The 22,709-nt window shown below is 69.8% G+C and carries 23 protein-coding genes and 1 riboswitch; of the genes, 7 read left to right on the forward strand and 16 right to left on the reverse strand.

Features of this window, described 5'->3' with window-relative positions:
- Positions 1-81 precede the first annotated feature (81 nt).
- A complete protein-coding gene (locus ACOACQ_RS05855) occupies positions 82-915 on the reverse strand; it encodes an esterase/lipase family protein (RefSeq protein ID WP_420287830.1) in 834 nt (277 codons plus the stop codon).
- A gap of 57 nt (positions 916-972) precedes the next feature.
- Between ACOACQ_RS05855 and ACOACQ_RS05860 the strand changes: the two genes are divergently transcribed.
- Complete coding sequence (locus ACOACQ_RS05860) at positions 973-1,914, forward strand: alpha/beta fold hydrolase (protein ID WP_420287831.1); 942 nt, start codon at positions 973-975, stop codon at positions 1,912-1,914.
- Positions 1,915-2,066: 152 nt separating this feature from the next.
- Positions 2,067-2,438, forward strand: coding sequence for a hypothetical protein (locus tag ACOACQ_RS05865; protein WP_378596792.1), 372 nt, complete (start codon positions 2,067-2,069; stop codon positions 2,436-2,438).
- Here ACOACQ_RS05865 and ACOACQ_RS05870 read toward each other — a convergent pair.
- The 4 genes from ACOACQ_RS05870 to ACOACQ_RS05885 are packed head-to-tail and all read right to left on the reverse strand — an operon-like array spanning position 2,435 to position 6,741.
- On the reverse strand, positions 2,435-3,634 hold the full coding sequence (locus tag ACOACQ_RS05870; protein ID WP_378596791.1) for an ABC transporter ATP-binding protein: 1,200 nt from the start codon (positions 3,632-3,634) through the stop codon (positions 2,435-2,437). The genes ACOACQ_RS05865 and ACOACQ_RS05870 overlap by 4 nt on opposite strands.
- An 11-nt stretch (positions 3,635-3,645) precedes the next feature.
- Positions 3,646-4,491, reverse strand: coding sequence for a carbohydrate ABC transporter permease (locus ACOACQ_RS05875; RefSeq protein ID WP_378596790.1), 846 nt, complete (start codon positions 4,489-4,491; stop codon positions 3,646-3,648).
- Position 4,492: 1 nt separating this feature from the next.
- Positions 4,493-5,410 carry a carbohydrate ABC transporter permease gene (locus ACOACQ_RS05880; RefSeq protein WP_420287832.1) on the reverse strand — a complete coding sequence of 306 codons (918 nt, stop codon included), beginning with the start codon at positions 5,408-5,410 and terminating at the stop codon, positions 4,493-4,495.
- A 5-nt stretch (positions 5,411-5,415) separates the two neighbouring features.
- A complete protein-coding gene (locus ACOACQ_RS05885; protein WP_420287833.1) occupies positions 5,416-6,741 on the reverse strand; it encodes an extracellular solute-binding protein in 1,326 nt (441 codons plus the stop codon).
- Positions 6,742-6,858: 117 nt separating this feature from the next.
- Between ACOACQ_RS05885 and ACOACQ_RS05890 the strand changes: the two genes are divergently transcribed.
- On the forward strand, positions 6,859-8,064 hold the full coding sequence (locus tag ACOACQ_RS05890; RefSeq protein ID WP_420287834.1) for a DUF4032 domain-containing protein: 1,206 nt from the start codon (positions 6,859-6,861) through the stop codon (positions 8,062-8,064).
- 8 nt (positions 8,065-8,072) lie between these two features.
- Here the strand turns inward: ACOACQ_RS05890 and ACOACQ_RS05895 are convergent, their stop codons facing one another.
- The gene (locus tag ACOACQ_RS05895) at positions 8,073-9,074 is read right to left on the reverse strand and encodes an asparaginase (protein ID WP_420287835.1); all 1,002 of its coding nucleotides are present in this window, start codon (positions 9,072-9,074) and stop codon (positions 8,073-8,075) included.
- A 56-nt stretch (positions 9,075-9,130) separates the two neighbouring features.
- On the opposite strand from ACOACQ_RS05895, the gene ACOACQ_RS05900 reads away from it, so the two are divergent.
- Entirely contained in the window at positions 9,131-9,811 is a 681-nt protein-coding gene (locus ACOACQ_RS05900; protein WP_420287836.1) for a YdeI/OmpD-associated family protein, read from the forward strand.
- Between the two features lie 47 nt (positions 9,812-9,858).
- Here the strand turns inward: ACOACQ_RS05900 and thiC are convergent, their stop codons facing one another.
- From thiC to ACOACQ_RS05940, 8 genes are all read right to left on the reverse strand, one after another.
- Positions 9,859-11,571, reverse strand: coding sequence for a phosphomethylpyrimidine synthase ThiC (thiC, locus tag ACOACQ_RS05905; RefSeq protein WP_378597628.1), 1,713 nt, complete (start codon positions 11,569-11,571; stop codon positions 9,859-9,861).
- Positions 11,568-12,239, reverse strand: a complete 672-nt coding sequence (locus ACOACQ_RS05910; protein WP_420287837.1) for a hydroxymethylpyrimidine/phosphomethylpyrimidine kinase — start codon at positions 12,237-12,239, stop codon at positions 11,568-11,570. The genes thiC and ACOACQ_RS05910 overlap by 4 nt, the downstream gene beginning before the upstream one ends.
- The gene (locus ACOACQ_RS05915; protein ID WP_420287838.1) at positions 12,236-12,799 is read right to left on the reverse strand and encodes a thiamine phosphate synthase; all 564 of its coding nucleotides are present in this window, start codon (positions 12,797-12,799) and stop codon (positions 12,236-12,238) included. The genes ACOACQ_RS05910 and ACOACQ_RS05915 overlap by 4 nt, the downstream gene beginning before the upstream one ends.
- Entirely contained in the window at positions 12,796-13,584 is a 789-nt protein-coding gene (locus tag ACOACQ_RS05920; RefSeq protein WP_420287839.1) for a thiazole synthase, read from the reverse strand. The genes ACOACQ_RS05915 and ACOACQ_RS05920 overlap by 4 nt, the downstream gene beginning before the upstream one ends.
- A complete protein-coding gene (gene thiS, locus ACOACQ_RS05925; protein WP_378597632.1) occupies positions 13,581-13,787 on the reverse strand; it encodes a sulfur carrier protein ThiS in 207 nt (68 codons plus the stop codon). Before thiS ends, ACOACQ_RS05920 begins: the two co-directional genes overlap by 4 nt.
- Positions 13,765-14,793 (reverse strand): FAD-dependent oxidoreductase, encoded by a 1,029-nt coding sequence (locus ACOACQ_RS05930; protein WP_420287841.1) that lies wholly within the window; start codon positions 14,791-14,793, stop codon positions 13,765-13,767. The genes thiS and ACOACQ_RS05930 overlap by 23 nt, the downstream gene beginning before the upstream one ends.
- Positions 14,794-14,798: 5 nt before the next feature.
- Positions 14,799-15,401: a thiamine phosphate synthase gene (gene thiE / locus ACOACQ_RS05935; protein WP_378597634.1), complete on the reverse strand. Its 603-nt coding sequence runs from the start codon at positions 15,399-15,401 to the stop codon at positions 14,799-14,801.
- Positions 15,400-15,509, reverse strand: a riboswitch (TPP riboswitch). It overlaps the preceding gene by 2 nt.
- Positions 15,475-16,587, reverse strand: coding sequence for an FAD-dependent oxidoreductase (locus ACOACQ_RS05940; RefSeq protein ID WP_420287842.1), 1,113 nt, complete (start codon positions 16,585-16,587; stop codon positions 15,475-15,477). Its footprint overlaps the riboswitch before it by 35 nt.
- Positions 16,588-16,775: 188 nt before the next feature.
- Here ACOACQ_RS05940 and ACOACQ_RS05945 point away from each other — a divergent pair, with 188 nt between their 5' ends.
- Together ACOACQ_RS05945 and ACOACQ_RS05950 are read left to right on the forward strand one after the other, a co-directional pair.
- Positions 16,776-18,065 carry a choice-of-anchor P family protein gene (locus ACOACQ_RS05945; RefSeq protein ID WP_420287843.1) on the forward strand — a complete coding sequence of 430 codons (1,290 nt, stop codon included), beginning with the start codon at positions 16,776-16,778 and terminating at the stop codon, positions 18,063-18,065.
- A 96-nt stretch (positions 18,066-18,161) separates the two neighbouring features.
- On the forward strand, positions 18,162-19,850 hold the full coding sequence (locus ACOACQ_RS05950; protein ID WP_378597638.1) for a fumarate hydratase: 1,689 nt from the start codon (positions 18,162-18,164) through the stop codon (positions 19,848-19,850).
- Between the two features lies 1 nt (position 19,851).
- Here the strand turns inward: ACOACQ_RS05950 and ACOACQ_RS05955 are convergent, their stop codons facing one another.
- Both ACOACQ_RS05955 and ACOACQ_RS05960 read right to left on the reverse strand, forming a co-directional pair.
- Positions 19,852-20,463 carry a TetR/AcrR family transcriptional regulator gene (locus tag ACOACQ_RS05955; protein WP_420287844.1) on the reverse strand — a complete coding sequence of 204 codons (612 nt, stop codon included), beginning with the start codon at positions 20,461-20,463 and terminating at the stop codon, positions 19,852-19,854.
- 19 nt (positions 20,464-20,482) lie between these two features.
- On the reverse strand, positions 20,483-22,243 hold the full coding sequence (locus ACOACQ_RS05960; RefSeq protein ID WP_378597640.1) for an AMP-binding protein: 1,761 nt from the start codon (positions 22,241-22,243) through the stop codon (positions 20,483-20,485).
- A 194-nt stretch (positions 22,244-22,437) separates the two neighbouring features.
- Between ACOACQ_RS05960 and ACOACQ_RS05965 the strand changes: the two genes are divergently transcribed.
- On the forward strand, positions 22,438-22,692 hold the full coding sequence (locus ACOACQ_RS05965) for a zf-TFIIB domain-containing protein (protein WP_378597641.1): 255 nt from the start codon (positions 22,438-22,440) through the stop codon (positions 22,690-22,692).
- Positions 22,693-22,709 lie beyond the last annotated feature (17 nt).

The raw sequence follows: 22,709 nt of genomic DNA on the forward strand, positions 1-22,709 counted from the left end.
CGCCTTGAACTGCGTCGGAGACGGCGCAGGACGAGCCGGCGGAGACGCGAAGCCGCTCCTTGGGTGGATCGGCCGACGACGTCAGGCGGTTGCGACCGCCGTCAGGTCGCGGGCGAACGCCGCGCTCTGCTGCAGCAGTGACGCCGAGACGATGTCGATGACCCGTGGGTCGACGGCGAGTCCGACGTGCGAGGCGCGGACCTCGACGGCGCGACCTTCCGGGTCGATGCAGGCCTTCCAGTCGACGATGCCGTCGCGCCTGGAGTAGATGTTCGTCATCTGCACGTCGGTGGGCAGCGGCTCCTGGACCTCGACGAAGCTCAGGTGGGCGCACTCACCGCCGACGCAGTCGCTCGACATGACGCCGGGCAGGCCCGCGTCCGAGAGCAGGTTGAGGGCGCGCACGCCGCGGGTCAGCAGGGCGTGGTGCGCGGCCGGGGCGCGCATCGGGCTCCCCATCGTCACCAGTCCGGCGACGAGGTCGGGGCGGCGGGCGGCGAGCCCGCGGCCGATCATGCCGCCCAGGCTGTGCCCGACGATCTGCACCCGCGAGCCGCGTCGCTCGACGAGCCGCTCGAGTCGCGCCTCGAGGTCGAGCGCCGATTTCAGGGTGCAGTTGACGTTGGCGTGGATGTGCGAGCGGTAGGTGCGAAAACCGCGCTCGCGCAGTTCCCTGTTCATCCCGGCCAGCGTCCAGTCACCGGCGAGGAATCCGGGAATGAGCAGCACCGGCTCCGCGGCGCGGGCGGCAGCCCCTCCTGCGAAGGGAGTACGACGACGGGTGTGCCGGGCGGCGCCACGGCGGACCGCGAAGCGGCCGGCCTCGGTGACCACGCTGCCCTCGCGCAGGAGCGCCGCGAGTGCCGGGCGGCCGTAGCCGTCGGGCAGCAACCAGGGCGCCATCGTGTTGCTCACGTTCGGGATGTTACGTGGTTGAAACGACAACTTCCGGCAATTGGGCACACTGGAGCCATGTCTGGCCCCACGCAGAACGCGACCCCACCCGAAGTGACCATCTCGGATGAACTGCTCGCACCAGTGACCCCGACCATCGAGCTGTGCTACCAGACGTTCGGCGATCCGGGCTCCGATCCCCTGCTCCTGGTGATGGGCCTCGGCGGACCCATGACGTGGTGGGACACCGAGCTGTGCACCCAGCTGGCCGCCGCCGGCTTCTACGTCATCCGCTACGACAACCGCGACACCGGCAAGTCCACCCGCAGCCCCGGCCGCGTGCGTCGCGGTCACCTGGTCCGGGCCTTCGTCGGCGCACCCACCGCGGCGCCGTACTCCATCGCCGACCTGGCGGGCGACGCCTTCGGGCTGCTCGACCACCTCGGCATCGAGTCGGCGCACGTCGCCGGTGTGTCGATGGGAGGGATGGTCGCGCAGACCATGGCGCTCGAGTCACCCGAACGGGTGCGCAGCCTGGCCAGCATCATGTCGACGACCGGGCGCCGCAGTGTCGGACGCCAGCACCCGAGCCTGATCCCGACGCTGATCGCCAAGCGCGGTCCGGAGCGCGAGGCGTACATCGCGGGCAGCGTCGCGGTCTGGAAGATCATCGGCTCCCCGCGGTTCCCCCAGACGGAGGAGAAGCTGCGCTCGCGCGCCGGGGACACCTACGACCGGGGCGTGTCCCGCGCCGGCGTCCTGCGCCAGATGATGGCGGTCCTCACCCAGGACGACCGCACCCGGGCACTCGCCGGCCTCACGGTGCCGACCGTGGTCCTGCACGGCATGGCCGACAAGATGGTGCACGTCTCGGGCGGGCGCGCCACCGCCGCCGCGATCCCGGGCGCTCGCGTCACCCTGATCAGCGGCTGGGGCCACGACATGCCGGCAGCGCTGTTCCCGACGTACACCGCGGCCATCCGGAGCAACGCCGACCGCGCCACCCCACCCGCCTCCTGAGCCTCCCGCAGGGCCATCGCGTCTCCACAGCTCGCCGCTTCCGACCTCGTCCTCCACAGCACGTCCACGTCCGGACGACGGGGTCGGTCCGGCACTCCTAGTGTCTGCCTCCCGCGCCGGACAGGTCGGCGCACGAGGACCGAGGAGTGCAGATGGGACTGAGGACATTCGGTGTGCCGGCAGGGCTGGCGATGGTGGTCGCGGCCCTGGTCGCCGGGGTGCTCGCGTGGCCCGGCGACGCAGCGAGCGGCGACCGCGGACCGCGCTGGCAGCCGGCGGGCGACACGATCGTGGCCGTCGAGGGCGACGCCGACAACGGCTTCACCATCCATCACCACGACGGCACGACGCTCTTCCCGCCGACGCTGTCGGAGACCACGGCGGAGTGCAGCGAGTACGACACCGAGGTGCAGGTGGTCGCCTGCCAGGTCGAGGTCGAGACCTGGTTCCGCGACCTGGCCGACCTCCAGGCCGCGATCGCGTGGGCGAGGTACGACGCGTCGCGGCCCCGACCGCGGACCTAGACGGTCGCCTCCGCGCCGAGCACCCGCCCGGCGTTCGCGAGGTCCACGGTGAGGTTCTCGCCCGTCGACGGTTCGAACAGGTGCATGCGGCGGCCATCGACCCAGATCTCGGCCTCCTCCCCCTCCTTGATCCGGCTCGCACCGTCCAGGGAGACGACCAGCTGGGTGCGCATGCCCTCACCGTCGAGGTCCTTCTCGAGCTGCTGGAGCTGCTGGGTCACCTCGGGCGGGGACTCGAACGGGATGTAGGCGTAGGTCTCGTTGCCGAGCCACTCGACGACGTCGACCTTGGCGCGGAACGTCGAGCCCGTGCGGGCCTCCTCGGACGCCAGTGAGGCGTCCTCGAAGTGCTCGGGGCGGACGCCCGCGATGAGCAGCCCACGGCCGGCGACCCGCTCGGCCTTGTCCGCCGGGATCTCCACCTTCCCGAACGGCAGCTGCACCGAGGTCCCCTCGACCGTCGCCGGCAGGAAGTTCATCGGCGGCGAGCCGATGAAGCCCGCCACGAACAGGTTGCCCGGGTTCTCGTAGAGCTCACGCGGTGTGGCCAGCTGCTGGAGGACTCCCCGCTTGAGGACGGCGACGCGGTCGCCGAGCGTCATCGCCTCGGTCTGGTCGTGGGTGACGTAGACCGTCGTGATGCCGAGCCGCTTCTGCAGTCGCGAGATCTCGGTGCGCATCTGTCCGCGCAGCTTCGCGTCCAGGTTGGACAGCGGCTCGTCGAAGAGGAAGGCGTCGGCCTGCCGGACGATCGCTCGTCCCATCGCGACGCGCTGCCGCTGTCCACCGGACAGGTTGCCGGGCTTGCGCTCGAGGTGCTCGTCGAGCTCGAGCGTGGTCGACGCCTCGCGCACCAGCTTGTCGATCTCCGCCTCGGGCATCTTGGCGAGCCGGAGCGGGAACGCGATGTTCTCGTAGACCGTCAGGTGCGGGTAGAGCGCGTAGTTCTGGAAGACCATCGCCAGGTTGCGGTCGCGGGTCGCGAGGTCGTTGACCCGACGGTCCCCGATGACCATGTCGCCCGAGGTGATGTCCTCCAGCCCGACGATCATCCGCAGCAGGGTGGACTTCCCGCAGCCCGAGGGACCGACGAGGATCATGAACTCCCCGTCGGCGACATCGATCGAGATGTCGTTCACGGCAGGGAAGCCGTCGCCGTACTTCTTGACGATGTGGCTCATCGTGATGGCGGCCATGGCAGCAGCACCTATCCCTTCACTGCGCCGGAGGTCAGCCCGGCAACGATCTTGCGCTGGAAAATCAGGACGATGATGATGATCGGGATCGTGGCGATGACGGCGCCGGCAGCCAGCAACGACGCCGGTCGGTTGAACGGGTCGGCGCCGACGAAGAACGACAGCGAGGCCGGGATCGGTCGGGCGTTCTCGGTCGAGGTGAGCGAGATGCCGAAGACGAAGTCGTTCCAGGCGAAGAAGAAGGTCAGGATCGCCGCGGTGAACACACCCGGGGCGGCCAGCGGGACGATCACCTTGCGGAACGCCTGCCACGACGTGGCACCGTCGACCTGGGCCGCCTGCTCCATCTCCCACGGAATCTCCCGGAAGAACGCCGAGAGGGTCCAGATCGCCAGCGGGAGCGTGAAGGACATGTACGGGATGATCAGTCCGGGCCAGGTGTCGTAGAGACCGGTCACGCGCCACATGTCGAACAGCGGACCGACCAGGGACACCACCGGGAACATGGCGATCGCCAGGGACAACGACAGCACCAGCTTCTTGCCCTGGAACTCCAGGCGGGCAATGGCGTACGCCGCCAGGGTGGCCACCACGACCGAGAGCACCGTGGCAATCAGGCTGATGCCGATGGAGTTGAAGATCGCCCGCCGGAACTGCTCGTTGTCCCAGACCGCCTCGTAGTTGGCCCATCCGGCGCCGCCGCCGTCAGCGGGGAAGAACCCGGGACTGCCGTTGGTGATCGCGGTCTCGGACTTGAAGGACAGCGAGATGATCCAGGCGACGGGCAGCAGGCACCAGATCATGATCAACGTGCAGCCCACGACCAGTCCGACGCGACTCGTGATGCGACTGTTCATGTCAGGACTCCTGCCGTGCTTGGGCCAGGTCGACGCGGAAGAGTCTGACGATTCCGAAGGCGATCAGCAGGACGGAGAGGAAGAGCAGCACCGACAACGCCGAGCCCATCCCGACCTGGAACTGCTCGATGGTCTGCCGGTAGGTCAGGAAGCTGATCGACTCGGTCCTGACGGCACCGGACGTCATCACGAAGATGTTGTCGAAGATCCGGTACGCATCCAGGGCCCGGAACAGGACCGCGACCATGATCGCCGCCCGCATGTTCGGCAGGATCACCTTGGTCAGCCGTTGCGTCCAGGTGGCGCCGTCGACCTTCGCGGCCTCCAGCATGTCCTCGCTGACCTGGGCGAGGCCGGCCAGCAGGAGCAGCGACATGAACGGTGTGGTCTTCCAGATCTCCGAGACCATGATCGCCACCACGGCCGGGGTGGTCTCGCCGAACCAGTTGAAGTCGTCGCCGATGAACGGCAACCAGCCGTTGATGAAGCCGTTCTGGAAGGAGAACGCGAACTGCCAGGCGAAGCCCGAGACCACGGTGATGATGCCGTAGGGAATCAGGATCGACGTACGGATGACACCGCGAGCGAAGATCACCCGATGCATCACCATCGCGAAGATGAAGCCGATGACGAGCTCCACCGCGACGGTGACCACCATGTAGAGCACCGTGACGCCGGTGGTCTGCCAGAAGAGCGGGTCGCTCAGCGCCGTGAGGTAGTTGCTCAGCCCCACGAACTCACGATCGTCCGGGGCCGTCAGCGCGTAGTCGAAGGTGGAGAGATAGATCGCCCGCAGCATCGGGAACGCGGTGACGACCAGCATCAACACGATCGCCGGCGCCACCAGCTTCTGCCCCAGCCTGGTCTCTGCCCTGGCCCGGTCGCTGAGGGCCGGCTTGCCCGTCTTGGGCGCGGTCACGGCACTCACAGCAGCGACTTCCCTTCCAGCACGTCCTTCAGGTACTTCGCGGAATCTTCAGGGGTGCTGTCCGGATCGACCGAGTTCGGCGAGTGCCACCGGGCCTGGACGGCGCCGGAGATCATCGCGTAGAAGGCGCTCTTCGGACGGGGGCCACCCTCGTCGACGCTGGTCCGGTAGAGCTCGATCAGGTCCTTGGGGAACTGGCCGCTCGCGGCGACCTCGTCGTAGGCCGCGTTCGTCGAGGGCATCAGTCCCGCCTCGAGCGCCAGGTCCACCTGCGCCTGCTGGGAGGTGATGCACTCGGCCGCCTCGGTGGCCCAGTCCGGGTGCTCCGAGTAGGCACCCACCCCGATGTCGATGCCTCCGACCGGGGGCCTGGAGGCCTCGCCCTCGACCGTGGCCGGGTAGCGGGCCCAGCCGAGGTCGGCGAACTGTTCCTTGGTCGGCCCACCCGGCTTGTCGACGACGCCCTCGTAGTTCTTGTAGACGAAGGTCCAGTTGGTCATGAACTCGCCGGGCCCTTCCTTCGGGAACATCTGGCCCAGGCTGGTGCCCTCACGCGAGACGCTCAGGTCCGGTTGCGCAGCACTCGAGTCCGCGAGCTTCTGGACGATCGCAGCGGCCTTCCGACCGGCGTCGGAGCCGATGTCGACCTTGGCGTCCCGGCCGGCTTCGGTGTCCGAGACGATGGAGCCGCCCGCGCCCTGGACGAGGGCGTTGATCCACACGACGTAGGCCTCGTACTTGTCCGCCTGGACCCCGACCGTCCCGCCGTTGTCGGCAGCCGCGTCGATCACCTGGTCCCAGGTCACCGGCTTCGACATGTCGAGCCCCGCGGCCTCGGCCAGGGACTTCCGGTACCAGAGCACCTGGGTGTTGGCCCAGAGCGGGATCGCGTAGACCCGGTCCTGCCAGGTGACGGTGTCGGCCGCTCCGGCGAGGTACTCGCCCTCACCCTCGATGCTGGCCGCGACCTTGTCGGCGATCGGGCCCTCGACCTCCTTCAGCCAACCGGCGTTGGCGAACTCCGCGACGAAGACGGGGTCGAGGTTCATCAGGTCGGTCGACGAGTCCTCCGCGGCGAGCCGGCGGGCGAGCTGGGTGCGCTGGTCGGTTGCGCCCGTGGGCAGCAGCTGGACCTCGATGTCGTAGTCGCTGGTGCTGCACTCCCCGGCGTACCTCTCGAAGACGGGGACCCCGTCAGGGTTGACGTACCAGTTCAGCACCGGCTTGTCGGAGCCACCGCATGCAGCGAGAGCGCCGGCGGCCAGGACCGCCGTGGCCGCGAGAGCGACCTTCCGACGCCGTCTGCCCTGAGTCGAAAACATCAACCAGACCACCCCCTCCGAGTGTGGGTTGCGTCACTCAGGCCTACCGCAGCCGAGGGGGTGTTGTCCATCATTGGCGTCTGTCGAGGCCGAACCTTTACGCGTAGGTTGCGGGTCATGGCGCTCCATGTCGTGGCCGCCCGCACCGATCCCGCGCTGTTCCAGCTGCCGTGGTCAACGCCGCTGGCCGAGTGGGACAGGCAGTACGTCGTCCCGCTCCCGCTCGGCCTGTCGCGACACGTCGTCCGGGTGGTCCAGGTGAACCACCAGTTCCTCGCGGTCAAGGAGACCGAAGAGGCGATCGCGCTGCGTGAGTACGAAATGCTGCGAACGCTGCAGCGCCTCGGCCAGCCCGCCGTCGTACCGCGGGGTGTGGTGCGGGGACGCACCGACATCGAGGGCAACCCGTTGCCGACGGCGCTGCTCACCGAGCACCTGCACTACTCGTTGCCGTACCGCACGGTCTTCCAGCACGGCCTGCGTCCCGACCAGGTTCCTGCCCTCATCGACGCGCTCGTGGTGCTGCTCGTCCGGCTGCACCTGGCCGGCGTCTACTGGGGCGACGTGTCGTTGTCGAACGCGCTCTTCCGCCGCAGTGCAGGGGGATTCGCGGCCTACCTCGTCGACGCCGAGACCAGCGAGCACCACGAGTCCGTGTCGGACGCGATGCGCGAGCACGACGTCACCGTCGCGACCGAGAACATCTTCGCGGAGCTGATGGACCTGCAGGCCAGCGGCGACACCGACGTCGTCATCGACGGCTTCGAGATCGTCACCCAGCTCGGCGATCGCTACCACGCCCTGTGGGACGAGCTGACCGTCGCGGAGGAGTTCGGCACCGACGAGTGGTACCGGATCGAGCAGCGGATCGGGCGCCTCAACGACCTCGGCTTCGACGTCGACGAGCTCGACGTCCAGGCCGGGTCCGACCGCGTCCGGATCCAGCCCCGGGTGGTCGAAGCCGGACACCACTGCCGCGAGCTGCGCCAGCTGACCGGCCTCGACGTCGAGGACAGCCAGGCCCGCAAGCTGCTCAACGACCTGGCCGCGTTCACCGCCCACGGCGGGTACGACGACGAGGACCGCGAGACGGTGGCGCGACGGTGGCTGGCCACCGTCTACACGCCGATCGTCGAGATCCTGCCGATCGACCAGCGGCGCAAGATCGCACCGGCGGAGTTCTTCCACGAGGTGATGGAGCACCGGTGGGCGCTGTCGGACGTCGCCGGGCACGAGGTCAACATCTTCGACTCCGCCCGCGACTACGTCGCCCACGTCCTGCCCGACCGGCCCTCCGACACCCCGACGCCCACCGGTGGTTGAGGTGCGAGCTAGGGGCGGCCGCGGACCTCGAACGCGTCGAGCACATCCTGCCGGCTCGGCGGACCACCCAATGCCAGCGCCCAGAGCAGCAGCCGGGCCTTGACCGGCGACAGCCAGCCGGCCCCGACCGCGCCGCGGGCGACGAGGTCGATCTCCGAGCCCGGGTAGCCATACATCGCCCGCCCGGTGGGCCCCGAGCCGGTACGGGATGCGAACACCACCGGCACCTGCCGGGCGATCCGGCCGACCGCCTCGGCCATGGCGGCGGACACGTGGCCGGCACCGAACCCGGCGATCACGAGTCCGTCCACGTCATCGGGACGGATCGCGTCGACGACGTACCCGTCGTCCCCGAGGTAGGTCGCCAGCAGCGGCACCCGCGGGTCGTCGGCCTCCTGCCCTGCCGACAGGCGCAGGGGCGCCACCCGGCCGGCCGGGACGCCGTACGCGACCTCGGCCTCGACACACCGGCCGATCGGCCCGAACACCGCCGAACGGAAGGCGCTCGTCGACATCGAGTCGGTCTTCGCCACCCACCGCGCCTGGTGGATCTCGTCGTCGAAGGCAACCAGGACGCCCCGGTCACGCGACGACGGCGCGAGGACACAGCGCACCGCCGTGAGCAGGTTCGCAGGACCGTCGGCCCCAGCCGCTTGTGGAGACCGCATCGCACCGGTCAGCACGAGCGGTTCGGGACGGTCCCAGAACAGGTCGAGCAGGTAGGCCGCCTCCTCCAGGGTGTCCGTCCCCTGCGTGAGTACGACGCCCGTCGCTCCTGCGTCGACAGCGGCCTGCGCCCAGCGAAGTGCCCGCAGGATGGTCGGTTCGTCGAGGGACGGACTCGGCAGCATCGCCAGCGTCTCGGCCCGGATGTCCGCGATCTCGGCAAGGCCGGGCACCGCCTCGGCCAGCAGCGCGGCCGACAGCGTGGGCACGACCTCTGCCCCATCGGTGGAGGTCGAGGCGATGGTGCCGCCGAGGGCACCGATGGCCACGGTGGGTCGGGTCATGGGGACCAGCATGTCGCACGGGCCTGGTTGTCGGTGACGAGTGGCAGGCTGGCGCCATGGCGAAGGATCGAGTGCCCGGTCGCATGGGTGGCAGCGAGGAGCGCCCGGCGCGCTTCTTCGCCGACGCCGCCGAGTTCGACGCGTGGCTCGCAGCGAACCACGACACCGAGACCGAGCTCTGGATGGGCCTGAACAAGAAGCACGTCCCCGAGCGTGGGCTGACCTGGGAGGAAGCCGTACCCGTGGCCCTGTGCTGGGGGTGGATCGATTCGATCGCGCAGCGCATCGACGAGGACACCCGGCGCCAACGCTGGAGCCCGCGCAAGAAGACCAGCAACTGGAGCAAGGTCAACCTCGACTTCGTCGAGCAGCTGAAGGCCGAGGGCCGCATGCAGCCGAGCGGACTGGCGATCTGGGAACAGCGCAAGACCGACCCGGCGCCGTACACGCACGAGGTCGACGGCGAGATCGTCCTGCCCGACGCCTACGCCGCCGACCTCGCCGCCAACCCGGCCGCCACCGCCTTCTGGCAAGCAGCGACCAGGACCTACCGAAAGGTCTGCTCCAACTGGGTCCTCTCCGCCAAGCAGGAAACCACCCGCGACCGCCGGATGGCCCAACTGGTGGAGGATTCCGCCGCCGGACAACTCATCCCCATGCAGCGCTACGGCGACGTCCCCAAGTGGGTCGAACGCGCCGCTGCAGCCGCCAAGGCTGCCGAAGCACCCCGCACCTGACCGAGGTGGGATCGGCGCCGCAGGCGCCGGACGAGACACCCCTCGGACTACTCGACGACCCCGGCCGACGGCTCGACGTACACCGACGCCCCCAGCTCGAGGAACTCCTCGGACTTCTCCTTCATCCCGAGCACGGCGTCCTCGGGCGAGAGGTCCGCACCGAACCGGTCCCGCACGTCCTGGCTGATCTTCATCGAGCAGAACTTCGGGCCGCACATCGAGCAGAAGTGCGCAGTCTTGGCGTTCTCGGCGGGCAGGGTCTCGTCGTGGAACTCCTCAGCCGTGACGGGGTCGAGGGACAGGGCGAACTGATCGCGCCAGCGGAACTCGAAGCGGGCCTTCGACAAGGCGTCGTCCCAGTCGCGGGCGCCGGGGTGGCCCTTGGCCAGGTCGGCGGCGTGGGCAGCCAGCTTGTACGTGATCACACCGGTCTTCACGTCGTCGCGGTTCGGCAGGCCGAGGTGCTCCTTGGGCGTGACGTAGCAGAGCATCGCCGTGCCGTGCATGGCGATCGTCGCGGCGCCGATGGCCGAGGTGATGTGGTCGTAGCCGGGTGCGATGTCGGTGGCGAGCGGGCCGAGCGTGTAGAACGGCGCGCCGTGGCACCAGTCCTGCTGGAGCCGGACGTTCTCCTCGACCAGGTGCAGCGGGACGTGGCCGGGACCTTCGACCATCACCTGGACGTCGTACTCCCAGGCGCGCTTCGTCAGCTCGGCAAGGGTCCGGAGCTCCGAGAACTGCGCTTCGTCGTTGGCGTCGGCGGTCGAGCCGGGGCGGAGTCCGTCGCCGAGGGAGAAGCTGACGTCGTACTGACGGAAGATCTCGCAGAGCTCGTCGAAGTGCGTGTAGAGGAAGTTCTCCTCGTGGTGGGCCAGGCACCACCCGGCCATGATCGAGCCGCCGCGGCTGACGATGCCGGTGACGCGGCGGGCGGTCATCGGGACGTAGCGCAGCAGCACCCCGGCGTGGACGGTCATGTAGTCGACGCCCTGTTCACACTGCTCGATCACGGTGTCGCGGAAGATCTCCCACGTGAGCTTGTCGGCCTCGCCGTTGACCTTCTCGAGGGCCTGGTAGATCGGCACGGTGCCGATGGGCACGGGACTGTTGCGGATGATCCACTCGCGGGTGGTGTGGATGTCGTCGCCGGTCGACAGGTCCATCACGGTGTCGGCGCCCCACGTGATCGCGTGGGTGAGCTTGTCGACCTCCTCGGCAATGCTGCTGGTCACGGCCGAGTTGCCGATGTTGGCGTTGATCTTCACGAGGAACCGCTTGCCGATGATCATCGGCTCCGACTCGGGGTGGTTCACGTTGACGGGGATGATCGCGCGGCCGGCGGCGACCTCGCTGCGCACCAGCTCCACGTCGCACTGCTCGCGCGCGGCGACGTACCGCATCTCCTCGGTGACGATGCCCGCGCGTGCGTAGGCCATCTGGGTGACGGGAGCGCCCGTCGAGCGGCGGGGGGCACGACGCTCGCCCTGCCACTCCCCCTGGGCCTCACCGCGACGCAGCGCCGCGCGGCCGTTGTCGAGCAGCTGGGGCTCGCGGCCGTCGTACGTCCCGGTGTCGCCGCGGCCTTCGATCCAGCCGTCACGCAGCGGGGGCAGACCGCGTTCGGGCTCGGAGCCGGGGCCCTCGGTGCAGTATCGGTCGAAGGTCTCGCCGTTGGTCAGCGCGACGCGGGTGAACGGGACCTCGATGTCGCTGTGGTCGTCGCTCTTGAGGATCCGCGTGTGGGCGGGGTGGACGGTCATCGGTGTTCTCCTTGGATGTGTGCGACGGGTCCTCGGCCGCGGCCGAGCTTCCAGTCCTTGCCGAGATTCAGCTGTTGTGAGACGTACGCCGCGGCGCGCTCGGCCGCGGTGGCGAGGTCGGCGCCGAGCGCCAGGTGGGCGGCGAGCGCGCTGCTGTGGGTGCAGCCGGTGCCGTGGTCGTTGGTGGTCGGGATGTCGCCACCGCGGGTCACGATCACGCCGTGCCGGTCGGGCCTGCCGAGCGCGATGAACTCCTCCTCGTTGGGGGTGCTCACCGTGGCGACCGGCAGCAGGTGGTCCCGATACGCCTGCACGACGGCGGCATCGGCGAGGACCGCGCCCGACGTCGCGACGAGGACGGGGTCGACGACGAGGATCCGTCCGGCGCAGCGCTCGGCGACCAGGCGGACCACCTCGGCGGTGCCGAGCATCCCGGTCTTCACGGCCACCGGGTCGAGGTCCTCGAGCACCGCGTCGAGCTGGGCCGCGACGACGTCGAGCGGCACCGGGTGGATCGCGCGCACGCCGGTGGTGTCCTGGGCGGTCACCGCGGTGACCACGCAGGCGCCGTGGACACCGAGTGCGGCGAACGTGGTCAGGTCCGCCGCGATCCCGGCAGCTCCGCCGGAGTCGGTGCCGGCAATGGTGACGACGACGGGTGGGGTCACGGCGTCACCGCCTGCAGCAGGGCGGCCACGACGGCTCCCGGGTCCTCGGACCGCATCACGGCGCCCATCACCGCGACGCCGTACGCCCCCGCCTTCCGGGCCTGTTCCGCGTTGTCCGGCGTCACGCCGCCGAGCGCATAGGTCGGGATGGAGTACCCCGTGAACGCGCCCTCGGGCAACGGCGGGCCGTGGCCCGGCTTGCTCTCCGTCCAGGTGTACGGCGACAAGGTGGCCCACCAGGCGCCGTCGCTCGCCGCGCGGGCGACATCGGCCCGGCTGTGGCACGAACGTCCCCATCGCGTCGCCCGGACCGCCGGCGAGGCGCCCGCCGGGACGTGGAGTCCCACGCTCCGCAGGACCGGCCGATGCGCGGCGATGACGTCCAGGCCGGCGCTGCGGGCTGCGTCGGCGATCTCCTGCCGCTCGTCGTCCGGAAGGTCGGTCTCGCGCAGCACGACCCGGGTGAGGCCACCGGCCGCTGCCGCGCGCAGCACGTCGTCCAGCGTGCGACCGGGCGGCAGGAGGGTCCGATCGGTGAGCAGCAGCAGGCGGGCGCTCATCCGGTCGCCCCGACGCGTCCGGTGACGGGGCTGGAGGCGCGGGCCGTGGCCTGCCGCGGGATCCGCCCCGCCTGTCGGGCGATCCGCCCGGCATCGACACCCAGGCGAAGCGCGCGGGCCATCGCGACCGGGTCGTCGGCGCGGGTGACAGCGGTGGCCGCCAGCACGGCGTCGCAGCCGAGCTCCATGGCGAGTGCGGCGTCGCTGGCAGTGCCGACGCCCGCATCGAGCACCACGGGCACGTCCACCGCCGCACGCACGGCCTCGATCGCGTGGGGATTCAGCACCCCGAGGCCTGAACCGATCGGTGATCCGAGCGGCATCACGGCAGCGCAGCCGGCGTCGACGAGTCGACGGGCGATGACGGGGTCGTCGGTGGAGTAGGGCAGGACCGTGAATCCGCGCCGAACCAGCTCCGCGGCGGCGTCGAGGAGCTCCACGACGTCCGGGAGCAGCGACCGATCGTCGCCGATCACCTCGAGCTTCACCCAGTTGGTCTCGAGCGCCTCCCGCGCCAGCTCCGCGGTGATCACGGCCTCGCGCGCCGACAGGCACCCGGCAGTGTTGGGAAGCAGCCGCACCCCCGCGTCGCGCAGCACCGCGAGCAGTCCGCCCTCCCCGACCGACGAGGTGCGCCGGATCGACACGGTGACCACGGCCGGCCGGGCCGCGGCCAGGATCGGCGCCACGAGGGCGACCTGCGGGAGTCCCCCGGTCCCCAGGAAGAGCCGGGAGGACAGGACCTCCCCCGCGATGACCAGGTCATCGCTGCGTGGGGTCGTCATCCGCCCTGCACCGCGGTCACGACGTCGATGACGTCGCCCTCGACGAGCACCCAGCCGGGCCAGTCGCCACGTGGCGCCACCTCGCCGTTGACGGCGACCGCGATGCCGTGGGGACGCGGGTCGTCGAAGCGGAGGGTGAGCAGGTCCGCCACGGTCGCGCGGGCCTCCAGGGTCAGTGCCTCACCGTTGTGCGTGATGGTCATGTCGTTCCTTTCCTGGCGTGCTGGTGAACCGCCGCGGGTCGACCGAGGGGTCGACCGGGGCGCCGTCGAGGTGGTCGGCCACGAGTCGGGCCGTGAGGGGAGCGAGGAGCACGCCGTGGCGGTGGTGGCCCGCCGCGAGGAGGACGCCGTCGACACCACTGGGCCCGATCAGGGGACGGCCGTCCGTCGTCGCCGGCCGGTCCCGCGCCGTCGACTCGACGAGCTCGGCGCGATCGAGCCCGGGCCACAGCGTGCGGGCAGCCGTGAGCAACCGGTGGACACCACCGGCCGTCACGACGGGAGGAGCCAGGTGCTCCTCGGAGGTGGCGCCGACGACGACCTCGCCGTTGCGTCGTGGCACCAGGTAGACCGGCTCGCCGCCGACCCAGCCGCGGACGGTGTGGGTCGGCGGATCGTCGCTCCGGACCCGGAGGACCTCGCCGCGCACACCCCGAACCAGTCCGGTCCACGGCTCCGGCAGGCGCGCGCCGGTGGCGATGACCACGACGTCCGCTCCGCCCGGATCCTGCGGTACGACGGCCACCCTGCCCAGCAACGCCGCGCACACCGCCCGCGGGTCGACACTCATCTCCCCCGCGAGCGACGCCGCACCGGCGACCCGCGCCAGCACCGGTTCGCACGCCCGCACCGCCGCGCGGTCGAGCAGCGTCGCCCGGCCGCCCAGGCCACCGACCAGCGACACCTGCCGTTCGACCTGCTGCAGGTCGCCGGCGTCGTACCCGACGAGAAGGGTGGGGGCGGTCCGCAGCTCGACGCCCAGCCGATCGGCCAGCGCGGGCCACAGTGCGAGGGAGGCCGTGCCGAGCCGGAGGACCTCCTCCTCGCCGTGCCAGACCTCGGCCGCCGGGCTCAACATCCCGGCTGCCGCGTACGACGCCCCGCGGGCCGGCTGCGGATCGACGACCGTGACGGCGTGGCCACGACGGATCAGCTCGTCGGCCACGGCCAGGCCGATGATGCCGGCGCCGAGGACGGTGACGCGCATGCCGCTCACCCGATCGCCGCGAGGAGCTCCTCTGCTGCCCGGACCGGATCGGGCGGTCGCCAGATGCCGCCGATGACGGCCACGCCGGACGCTCCGGCTGCCAGCACGTCCGCCGCGTCAGCGGCAGTGATTCCGCCGATCGCGATCACCGGCAGGCGGCCGACCACTCCCCGCAGGCCCGCGGTGCCGAGCGGTTCGGGCAGCCCGATCTTGCTGGTCGTGGCGAAGACCGGCCCGACGCCGGCGTAGTCCGCACCCTCGGAGGCTGCACTCTCGACCTCGGCGAGCGAGCGGCAGGTCGCCCCCAGGAGGAGCCCCGGCGCCAGGGATCGCGCGACCGCGACCGGCAGGTCGCCGGACCCGAGGTGTGCACCGTCGGCCCCGGCCGCGACCGCGACGTCGACGCGGTCGTTGACGATCACCGACGCCCCGGACGGACGGACCGCAGCGATCACGGTCCGGGTCAGCTCGATCAACCCGCGGGCGTCGTACGCCTTCGACCGGACCTGGAACCCGTCGACGCCGAGCTCGGCCAGTCGGGTCAGGACCGAGAGGTCGTCGTGCTCGGAGACCAGACAGGTCAACCGGGGGACCGGTGAAAAGCGCATGGGCTGCTCCTTCTCTTCCTTCGCCGGTATGAGCCGGATCAGGTTCGACGGTCGGAGCAGCTTCAGCTCCCTCTCAGCCCGCTGCTGCGGACTCCCGTGGGATGGATGTCGCCGACGATAGCGGACCGTCGAGCTCCGCCAGCTGGCGGCGTACGGCGACGGCGGCCGCACGCCCGGCACGGTTGCCGCCGATGGTGCTGGCCGAGGGCCCGTAGCCCACCAGGTGCACCCGGGGATCGCGCTCGACCGTCGTGGCCGTCTGGACGTCGGCGCCGGTCTGGAGCAGCGCGATCCCGCCGAGCTCGCTGCGCAGGTGCAGCGGCGCGAGGTGCGCGACGGCCGGCCGGAAGCCGGTGGCCCACAAGATCACGTCCACGGGCTCGAAGCTGCCGTCCGCCCAGCGCACCCCGTCAGCCTCGATCCGGGCGAACATCGGCCGACGACGGTCATAGGCGCCCAGCCGCGAGGCCTCCTGCTCCTGCGGGCGCAGCCCCAGACCGGTCACGCTGACCACGCTGGCCGGCGGCAGGCCGGCGCGCACGCGTTCCTGGACCAGCTCGATCGCGTCGCGGCCGGTGCGCTCGTCGAAGTGGTCACGCCACACGGGCGGACGCCGGGTCACCCAGAGCACGTCGGTCCGGGGCGCGAGCTCGCCGATGAACTGCACCGCCGACGCGCCACCGCCGACCACCAGCACCCGCTTGCCGTCGAAGTGCTCCGGGCCGGGGTAGTCCACCGTGTGCAGCTGCTCGCCGCGGAACGACTCCACGCCCGGGTAGTGCGGCACGAACGGCTGCGTCCACGTCCCCGTCGCGTTGATCAGGGTGCGGGTCCACCAGGTCCGGGCGCCCGCGTGCACCACCAGCAGGTCACCCTCGGACGTCACCCGGTCCACCCGGACGGGACGGACGACTGGCAGGCCCCGCTCCGCCTCGTAGCGCGCGAACCAGTCCGGCAGGACCGCGTTCGCCCGTTCGGACGAGCTCCGGGGCGCCGTCGCGTCGGGCAGGTCCGCGACCCCGTGGACGTCCTCCATGCTCAGCGAGTCCCAGCGGTGCTGCCAGGCGCCGCCGGGGCGCGCATTCGCGTCGAGCACGACGTGTTCGAGGCCCAGCCGGGTGAGGTGGTACGACGCCGACAGGCCGGCCTGGCCGGCTCCGATCACCACGACGTCGTACACCTTCACGGTGGTGGAACAGCCAGATCCGCTGGTCTATGCCATGTCCCGGAAGTCGCACCGGTTTCCCGAGCGTGACCTTCTATGGCTACCCTTCGTTAAATCTGCGGAAAGTACTCGGATTTCGGCAGGAACAGGCGGAGAGTGATCTCCATAGTCTGTAACTCAATACTTGCCATCAATGGGAATGGGGTCCCGTGAACGCGCGGAAGATAATCTCGGTAGTCACCTTCGCCCTCCTGGGCGCGGGCCTGACGGCCACACCGGCGCAGGCTGCAGAGCCTGTTCTGTGGAGTTACGCCGCCAGCACCGGCGGAACGTACGTCAAGGTCCAGGACAGCTTGGTCAACTCAGACCTCACGGCCCAGTCCTCGGTCACCGGAGGAGCCAACTCCTCCTCCTCCAAGAACAGCACCGCTGCGGCGAATGTTGCTGGCCTGCTCTCGGTCGGCGCCATCGAAACCACCACCAGCGCGAACGTCAACAAGGTTGCCAAGACCACGACGCTCAACTCGTGGGCGCGCACCGCCAAGGTGGACCTCCTCGGCGGCCTCATCCGGGTCGACGCCCTCACGACGACGATCTCCACGGTCGGTCGCGCTGACGGCACCGCCTCGCACACCGCCAACACCCAGTTCGCGGGCATCAAGATCGTCGGCGTCAACCTGCCGCTGAACATCCCGAAGAACTACGGCGTCACGATCCCGGGCGTTGCCAGCATCAGCCTCAACATGTCGATCCACGGCAAGGTCGACCGCACCGCCGGCACCATCGGCTGGGCGCTCGGCGTCACGCTGCTCCAGCCGCGCGGCGGCTACCCGGCGGGCGTCACGATCCTGGTCAACCCGGTCAACCAGTACCTCTCCGAGGTCGACCCGTCCTCGGGCGCCGGTCTCTCCGGTACGGCCTACGGCACCCGCGTCGACGCTTCGGTGGGCGACAGCATCCAGGTCATCAGTGACCCGACCGCTCGCGTCGGTACGCCGTACGGCTCCAGCAACGGCAAGACCCTCACCAACACCACCGCCGGAGTGAACGTCCCCGGTGTCCTCACCACCGGTGTGGTGACCTCGACGACGACCTCCACCAGGGATGTCTTCGGCAACGCCGAGATCGTCAACACCAACAGGACCGCCGGCCTCAACCTGCTCGGCGGCCTGATCAAGGCCACCGCCATCAAGGTGACGGCCAGCGGCAAGCTGCAGGACGGCGTCTGGACCAGTGACATGAAGATGGAGCTGGTCAACCTGGTGATCGCCGGGAAGACGATCCCGATCAACGTCTCCCCGAACACGGTCATCAACGTGGCCGGGCTCGGCGAGGTGGCGATCAACCTGCAGCGCAAGCACCCGGGCGGCGCGTACCTCAACCGCATCGACGGCGTGCGCATCACGCTCAGCACCGCACAGGCCGGTCTCCCGGTCGGTGCCGTGATCGAGCTCGGTGTGGCCAGCACCTCGATCACGCCGATCGCCGCAGCTCCCTGATCGGGATTGATCAAGTAGACGCAAAGAACTGAGGGGCTGGGTCGCAATGCGACCCAGCCCCTTCGTCATTCCGGATCAGCGATATCCTCGGTAGTCGTGGCTGACGCAGAGTTCCGGTATTCCGACCTCCTTCCGACCGGCAAGGACGACACCCCCTACCGGTTGATCACGACCGAAGGCGTTTCGACGGTCGAGGGGCCTGACGGCCGCACGTTCCTCCAGGTCGATCCGGCCGCGATCCAGCGGCTCACCTCCGAGGCGATGCACGACATCAGCCACTACCTGCGCCCGGCGCACCTCAAGCAGCTGCGCAAGATCATCGACGACCCCGAGGCCTCGGGGAACGACCGCTTCGTGGCGCTCGACCTGCTCAAGAACGTCAACATCTCCGCCGGCGGCGTGCTGCCGATGTGCCAGGACACCGGCACCGCGATCGTGATGGGCAAGAAGTCCGAAGGCGTCCTCACCGGCGCCGACGACGGCGAGGCGATCAGCCGGGGCGTGTACGACGCCTACACGAAGCTGAACCTGCGCTACAGCCAGCTCGCCCCGCTGACGACGTACGACGAGAAGAACACCGGCACCAACCTGCCGGCCCAGATCGAGCTCTACTCGACGGCCCAGGGCGAGAAGGGGCCGGAGTACAAGTTCCTCTTCATGGCCAAGGGCGGCGGCTCGGCCAACAAGTCCTTCCTGTTCCAGGAGACCAAGGCCGTCCTGAACCCCAAGCGGATGCTGGAGTTCCTGGACGAGAAGATCCGCTCGCTCGGCACGGCCGCCTGCCCGCCGTACCACCTGGCGGTCGTCATCGGCGGCACCAGCGCGGAGTTCGCCCTCAAGACCGCGAAGTACGCCTCGGCGCACTACCTCGACAACCTCCCCACCGAGGGCAGCATGAGCGCCCACGGGTTCCGCGACCTCGAGCTCGAGGAGGAGGTCTTCAAGCTCACCCAGGAGTTCGGGATCGGCGCACAGTTCGGTGGCAAGTACTTCTGCCACGACGTGCGCGTGGTCCGCCTCCCCCGCCACGGCGCGTCCTGCCCCGTGGCGATCGCGGTCTCCTGCTCGGCCGACCGCCAGGCACTGGGCAAGATCACCGCGGACGGCGTGTTCCTGGAGCAGCTGGAGACCGACCCCGCGCAGTACATGCCCGATGCCGGCGTCGCCGAGGACATCTCCGGCGGCGAGGTGGTCGAGGTCGACCTGAACCGCCCGATGAGCGAGATCCTCGCCCAGCTCTCGCAGTTCCCCGTGAAGACCCGGCTCTCGCTCACCGGTCCGCTGGTCGTGGCGCGCGACATCGCGCACGCCAAGATCCAGGAGCTGCTCGACTCGGGCCAGCCGATGCCGGAGTACCTCAAGAACCACCCGGTCTACTACGCCGGCCCCGCCAAGACCCCGGCAGGCATGGCGTCCGGGTCCTTCGGCCCGACGACTGCCGGCCGGATGGACTCCTACGTCAAGGCGTTCCAGGCCGCCGGCGGCTCGATGGTGATGCTCGCCAAGGGCAACCGCAGCAAGCAGGTCACCGAGGCCTGCAACGAGTTCGGCGGGTTCTACCTCGGTTCGATCGGTGGCCCGGCCGCACGACTGGCCCAGGACTGCATCAAGAGCCAGGAGGTGCTGGAGTACCCCGAGCTCGGCATGGAAGCGGTCTGGAAGATCGAGGTCGAGAACTTCCCGGCGTTCATCGTCGTCGACGACAAGGGCAACGACTTCTTCACCGATCCGTCCGGCGCCGTCACCGTGCCGCTCGGCGGGATCCGGGTGCGCTCCGCCGAGTAGGTCAGAGGCCCAGTCCGCCGCCGATGCCGGGCATGGTGCCGAGGATCGCGGCCCACTGGGCCAGGTCGGCCTTGCGCTGCTGGAGGTCCTGACGGACCGCCGCGCCGAGGCCGATCCCGCGCGCGACGTCCAGGGTCAGCCGTACCGACGACTGGACCTCCTGCCGGCTCGGGTCGGCGTGCAGCAGCTCGATGGTGAGCGCCTCCATGTCACGGCTGAACTGGCGCTCTATCGGGACGACCAGCGCCCGCAGGGTCGGGTCCGAGGCCGCCGCCACCCAGAGGTTCAGCGCGGCCCGGCCGACCACGTCGGTCCAGACGCTGGTCAAGCGGGTCAGGACGTCGAGCACCGGGTTGTCGTCGTCCTGCTCGTCGACCGGTCGAGTGCGCAACCGCTCGCCGAGTCCTTCGCTCACCCGCTCCACCGCGTCGCGCACGAGGTCGTCACGGCTCGAGAAATGGTGCTGGGCGGCGCCGCGGGAGACGCCCGCGCGCGCCGCCACCGCCACGACGGTGGTGCCGTGCCACCCGACTTCAGCCAGGCTCTCGATCGTTGCGTCGAGAAGGCTCTCACGGGTGGCCCGGCTCCGTTCCTGCTGAGGTTCGCGCCCCATGCGCTGTGCTGCTTCCTGGTCAGGCGTAGAGCGCGTCGATCTGCGCCGAGTACTTCTCGGCGATCGGCTTCCGCTTGAGCTTGAGGGTCGGGGTGAGCTCGTCGCCACCGGGCATCCAGAACGACGGGACGACCTCGAACTTCTTCACCTGCTCGACGCGGGAGAGCTTCGCGTTGCCGGCATCGATGCCCTGCTGGATCAGCGCCCGAAGGCCGGGGTCCTTGGCGAGCACGGCCGGGTCGGCAGCGACGCCGGCCTTCTCGGCGTACGCCGCCGCGGCGTCGGGGTCGAGGACGACCAGCGCGGTGTTGAAGGCCCGGGCGTCACCGATGCAGACGATTGCGGCGGCCAGCGGCGTGGTCACCTTGAGGGTGTTCTCGATGTTGGACGGCGACATGTTCTTGCCGGCGGCGCTGATGATCAGCTCCTTCTTGCGGTCCACGATCGAGTAGTACCCGTCCTCGTCGACCGTGCCGATGTCACCGGTGTGGATCCAGCCGTCGGCGTCCAGGGCTTCGGCCGTCTTCTCGGGGTCCTTGCGGTAGCCGATCATGTTGCCCGGGCCGCGGACGAGGAGCTCGCCGTCCTCGGCCAGCTTGATCTCCACACCGGGGATCGCCGGACCGACCGTGCCGAGCTTCTGCTTGCCCGGAGGGTTGAGGGTCGAGCCGCCGCACGTCTCGGACATGCCCCACAGCTCACAGACCTCGATGCCGAGACCGATGAAGAACTTGAGGGTCTCGGGAGAGATCGCAGCCGCACCCGACCAGGCCCAGACCAGTTCCTGCATGCCGAGGGCCTCGCGCATCTTCGACAGCACCAGCTTGTCGGCGACGGCGAACTTCACGGAGTCGATCGGGTTCAGGCCCTTGCCGGCCAGCCGGGCGTCGGCCTTCTTCTCGGCCATCCCCAGCGCGAACTGGGCGATCTTCCGCTTCTTGTCGTCGGGCTCGTTCGCGACCTTGGCCTCGACACCGGCCTTGATCTTCTCCCAGACGCGCGGGACGGCGAACCAGATGGTCGGCTTGCAATCGGGGAGGGCGGCGGCGATCGTGCGCGGGTCAGCGATGTAGGTGACCTGGGTGCCGCGGGCGCACAGGCCGTACTGCGACGTGGCGCGGTCAGCGATGTGGGCCATCGGCAGGAACGAGGTGATCCGGCCACCGAACGGCATCGGGAAGTTGGCCGTCACCGACTCCAGGATGCTCATCAGGTTGCCGTGGGTCAGCTGCACGCCCTTCGGCGGGCCCGTCGTACCGGACGTGTAGATGAGGGTGAGCAGGTCGTCGGGCGTGACCGCCTTCCACGCGGCGTCGAAGTCGAAGTCGGGGTCGCCGGCGGCTTCCAGCTCCGCCAGGGTCATCGTGGCGCCCTCGGGCTTCCCGTCGACCACGATGACGTGCTCGAGCGGCGCGCCGGACGCGAGGATGGTCGGCAGCAGGGCGGTCTCGGTGAAGACGACCCTGTTCTCGGCGTTGCTGAAGAGGTAGGCGACCTGCTCCGGCGCCGAGGTGTTGTAGATCGAGAAGGCAGTGGCGCCCAGGTGCATCGCACCGGCGTCGATCCAGGCCGACTCCGGCCGGTTCGTCACCATGATGGCGACCGTGTCGCCGCGCTTGACGCCGAGGCTCGCCAGGCCCGCTGCGACCTTGCGGACGCGGTCGGACAGCTCGCGCCAGGTGACGGAGACCTTGTCTCCCGGGGTACGGACGGCAACGGCGTCGGGGTTGACCTTCGCGGTCTGCTGGAAGGCCTGGCAGACGGTGCTGGACGAGCTCAATGTGTCTCCTCGGTGACGGGTTCGCGCAGAACGTAAGCCACGTCACATCAGCGAAGCAAGCACTTCTGCTTGTTTTGGGACCCCTGGCGGCGTTCGGCAGGAACTGCGGGCAACCGCCGTCCGTTGACGCGGGTGTACCCCCTTCGAAAGGAACCCTGCTGATGCGTTGCCCCGTCGACGAAACCACTCTGGTCATGAGCGAGCGGAGCGGAATCGAGATCGACTACTGCCCCCAGTGCCGCGGCGTCTGGCTGGACCGGGGTGAGCTCGACAAGATCATCGACCGCTCCGTCGAGACCGAGCAGCCCCGTGCACAGGCAGCCCCTCCGCAGCGCCAGCCCGAGTACGACGGCTACCAGCAGCCGCGGCAGCAGTACGCCCCGCAGCAGCAGCACGGCTACAACAAGAAGCGCAAGAAGGAGTCCTGGCTCAGCGAGCTCTTCGACTGAGGCGCCGTGGCCCGTTC

This window comes from Nocardioides sp. CPCC 206347 (assembly GCF_048654605.1).
Lineage (GTDB): Bacteria > Actinomycetota > Actinomycetes > Propionibacteriales > Nocardioidaceae > Nocardioides.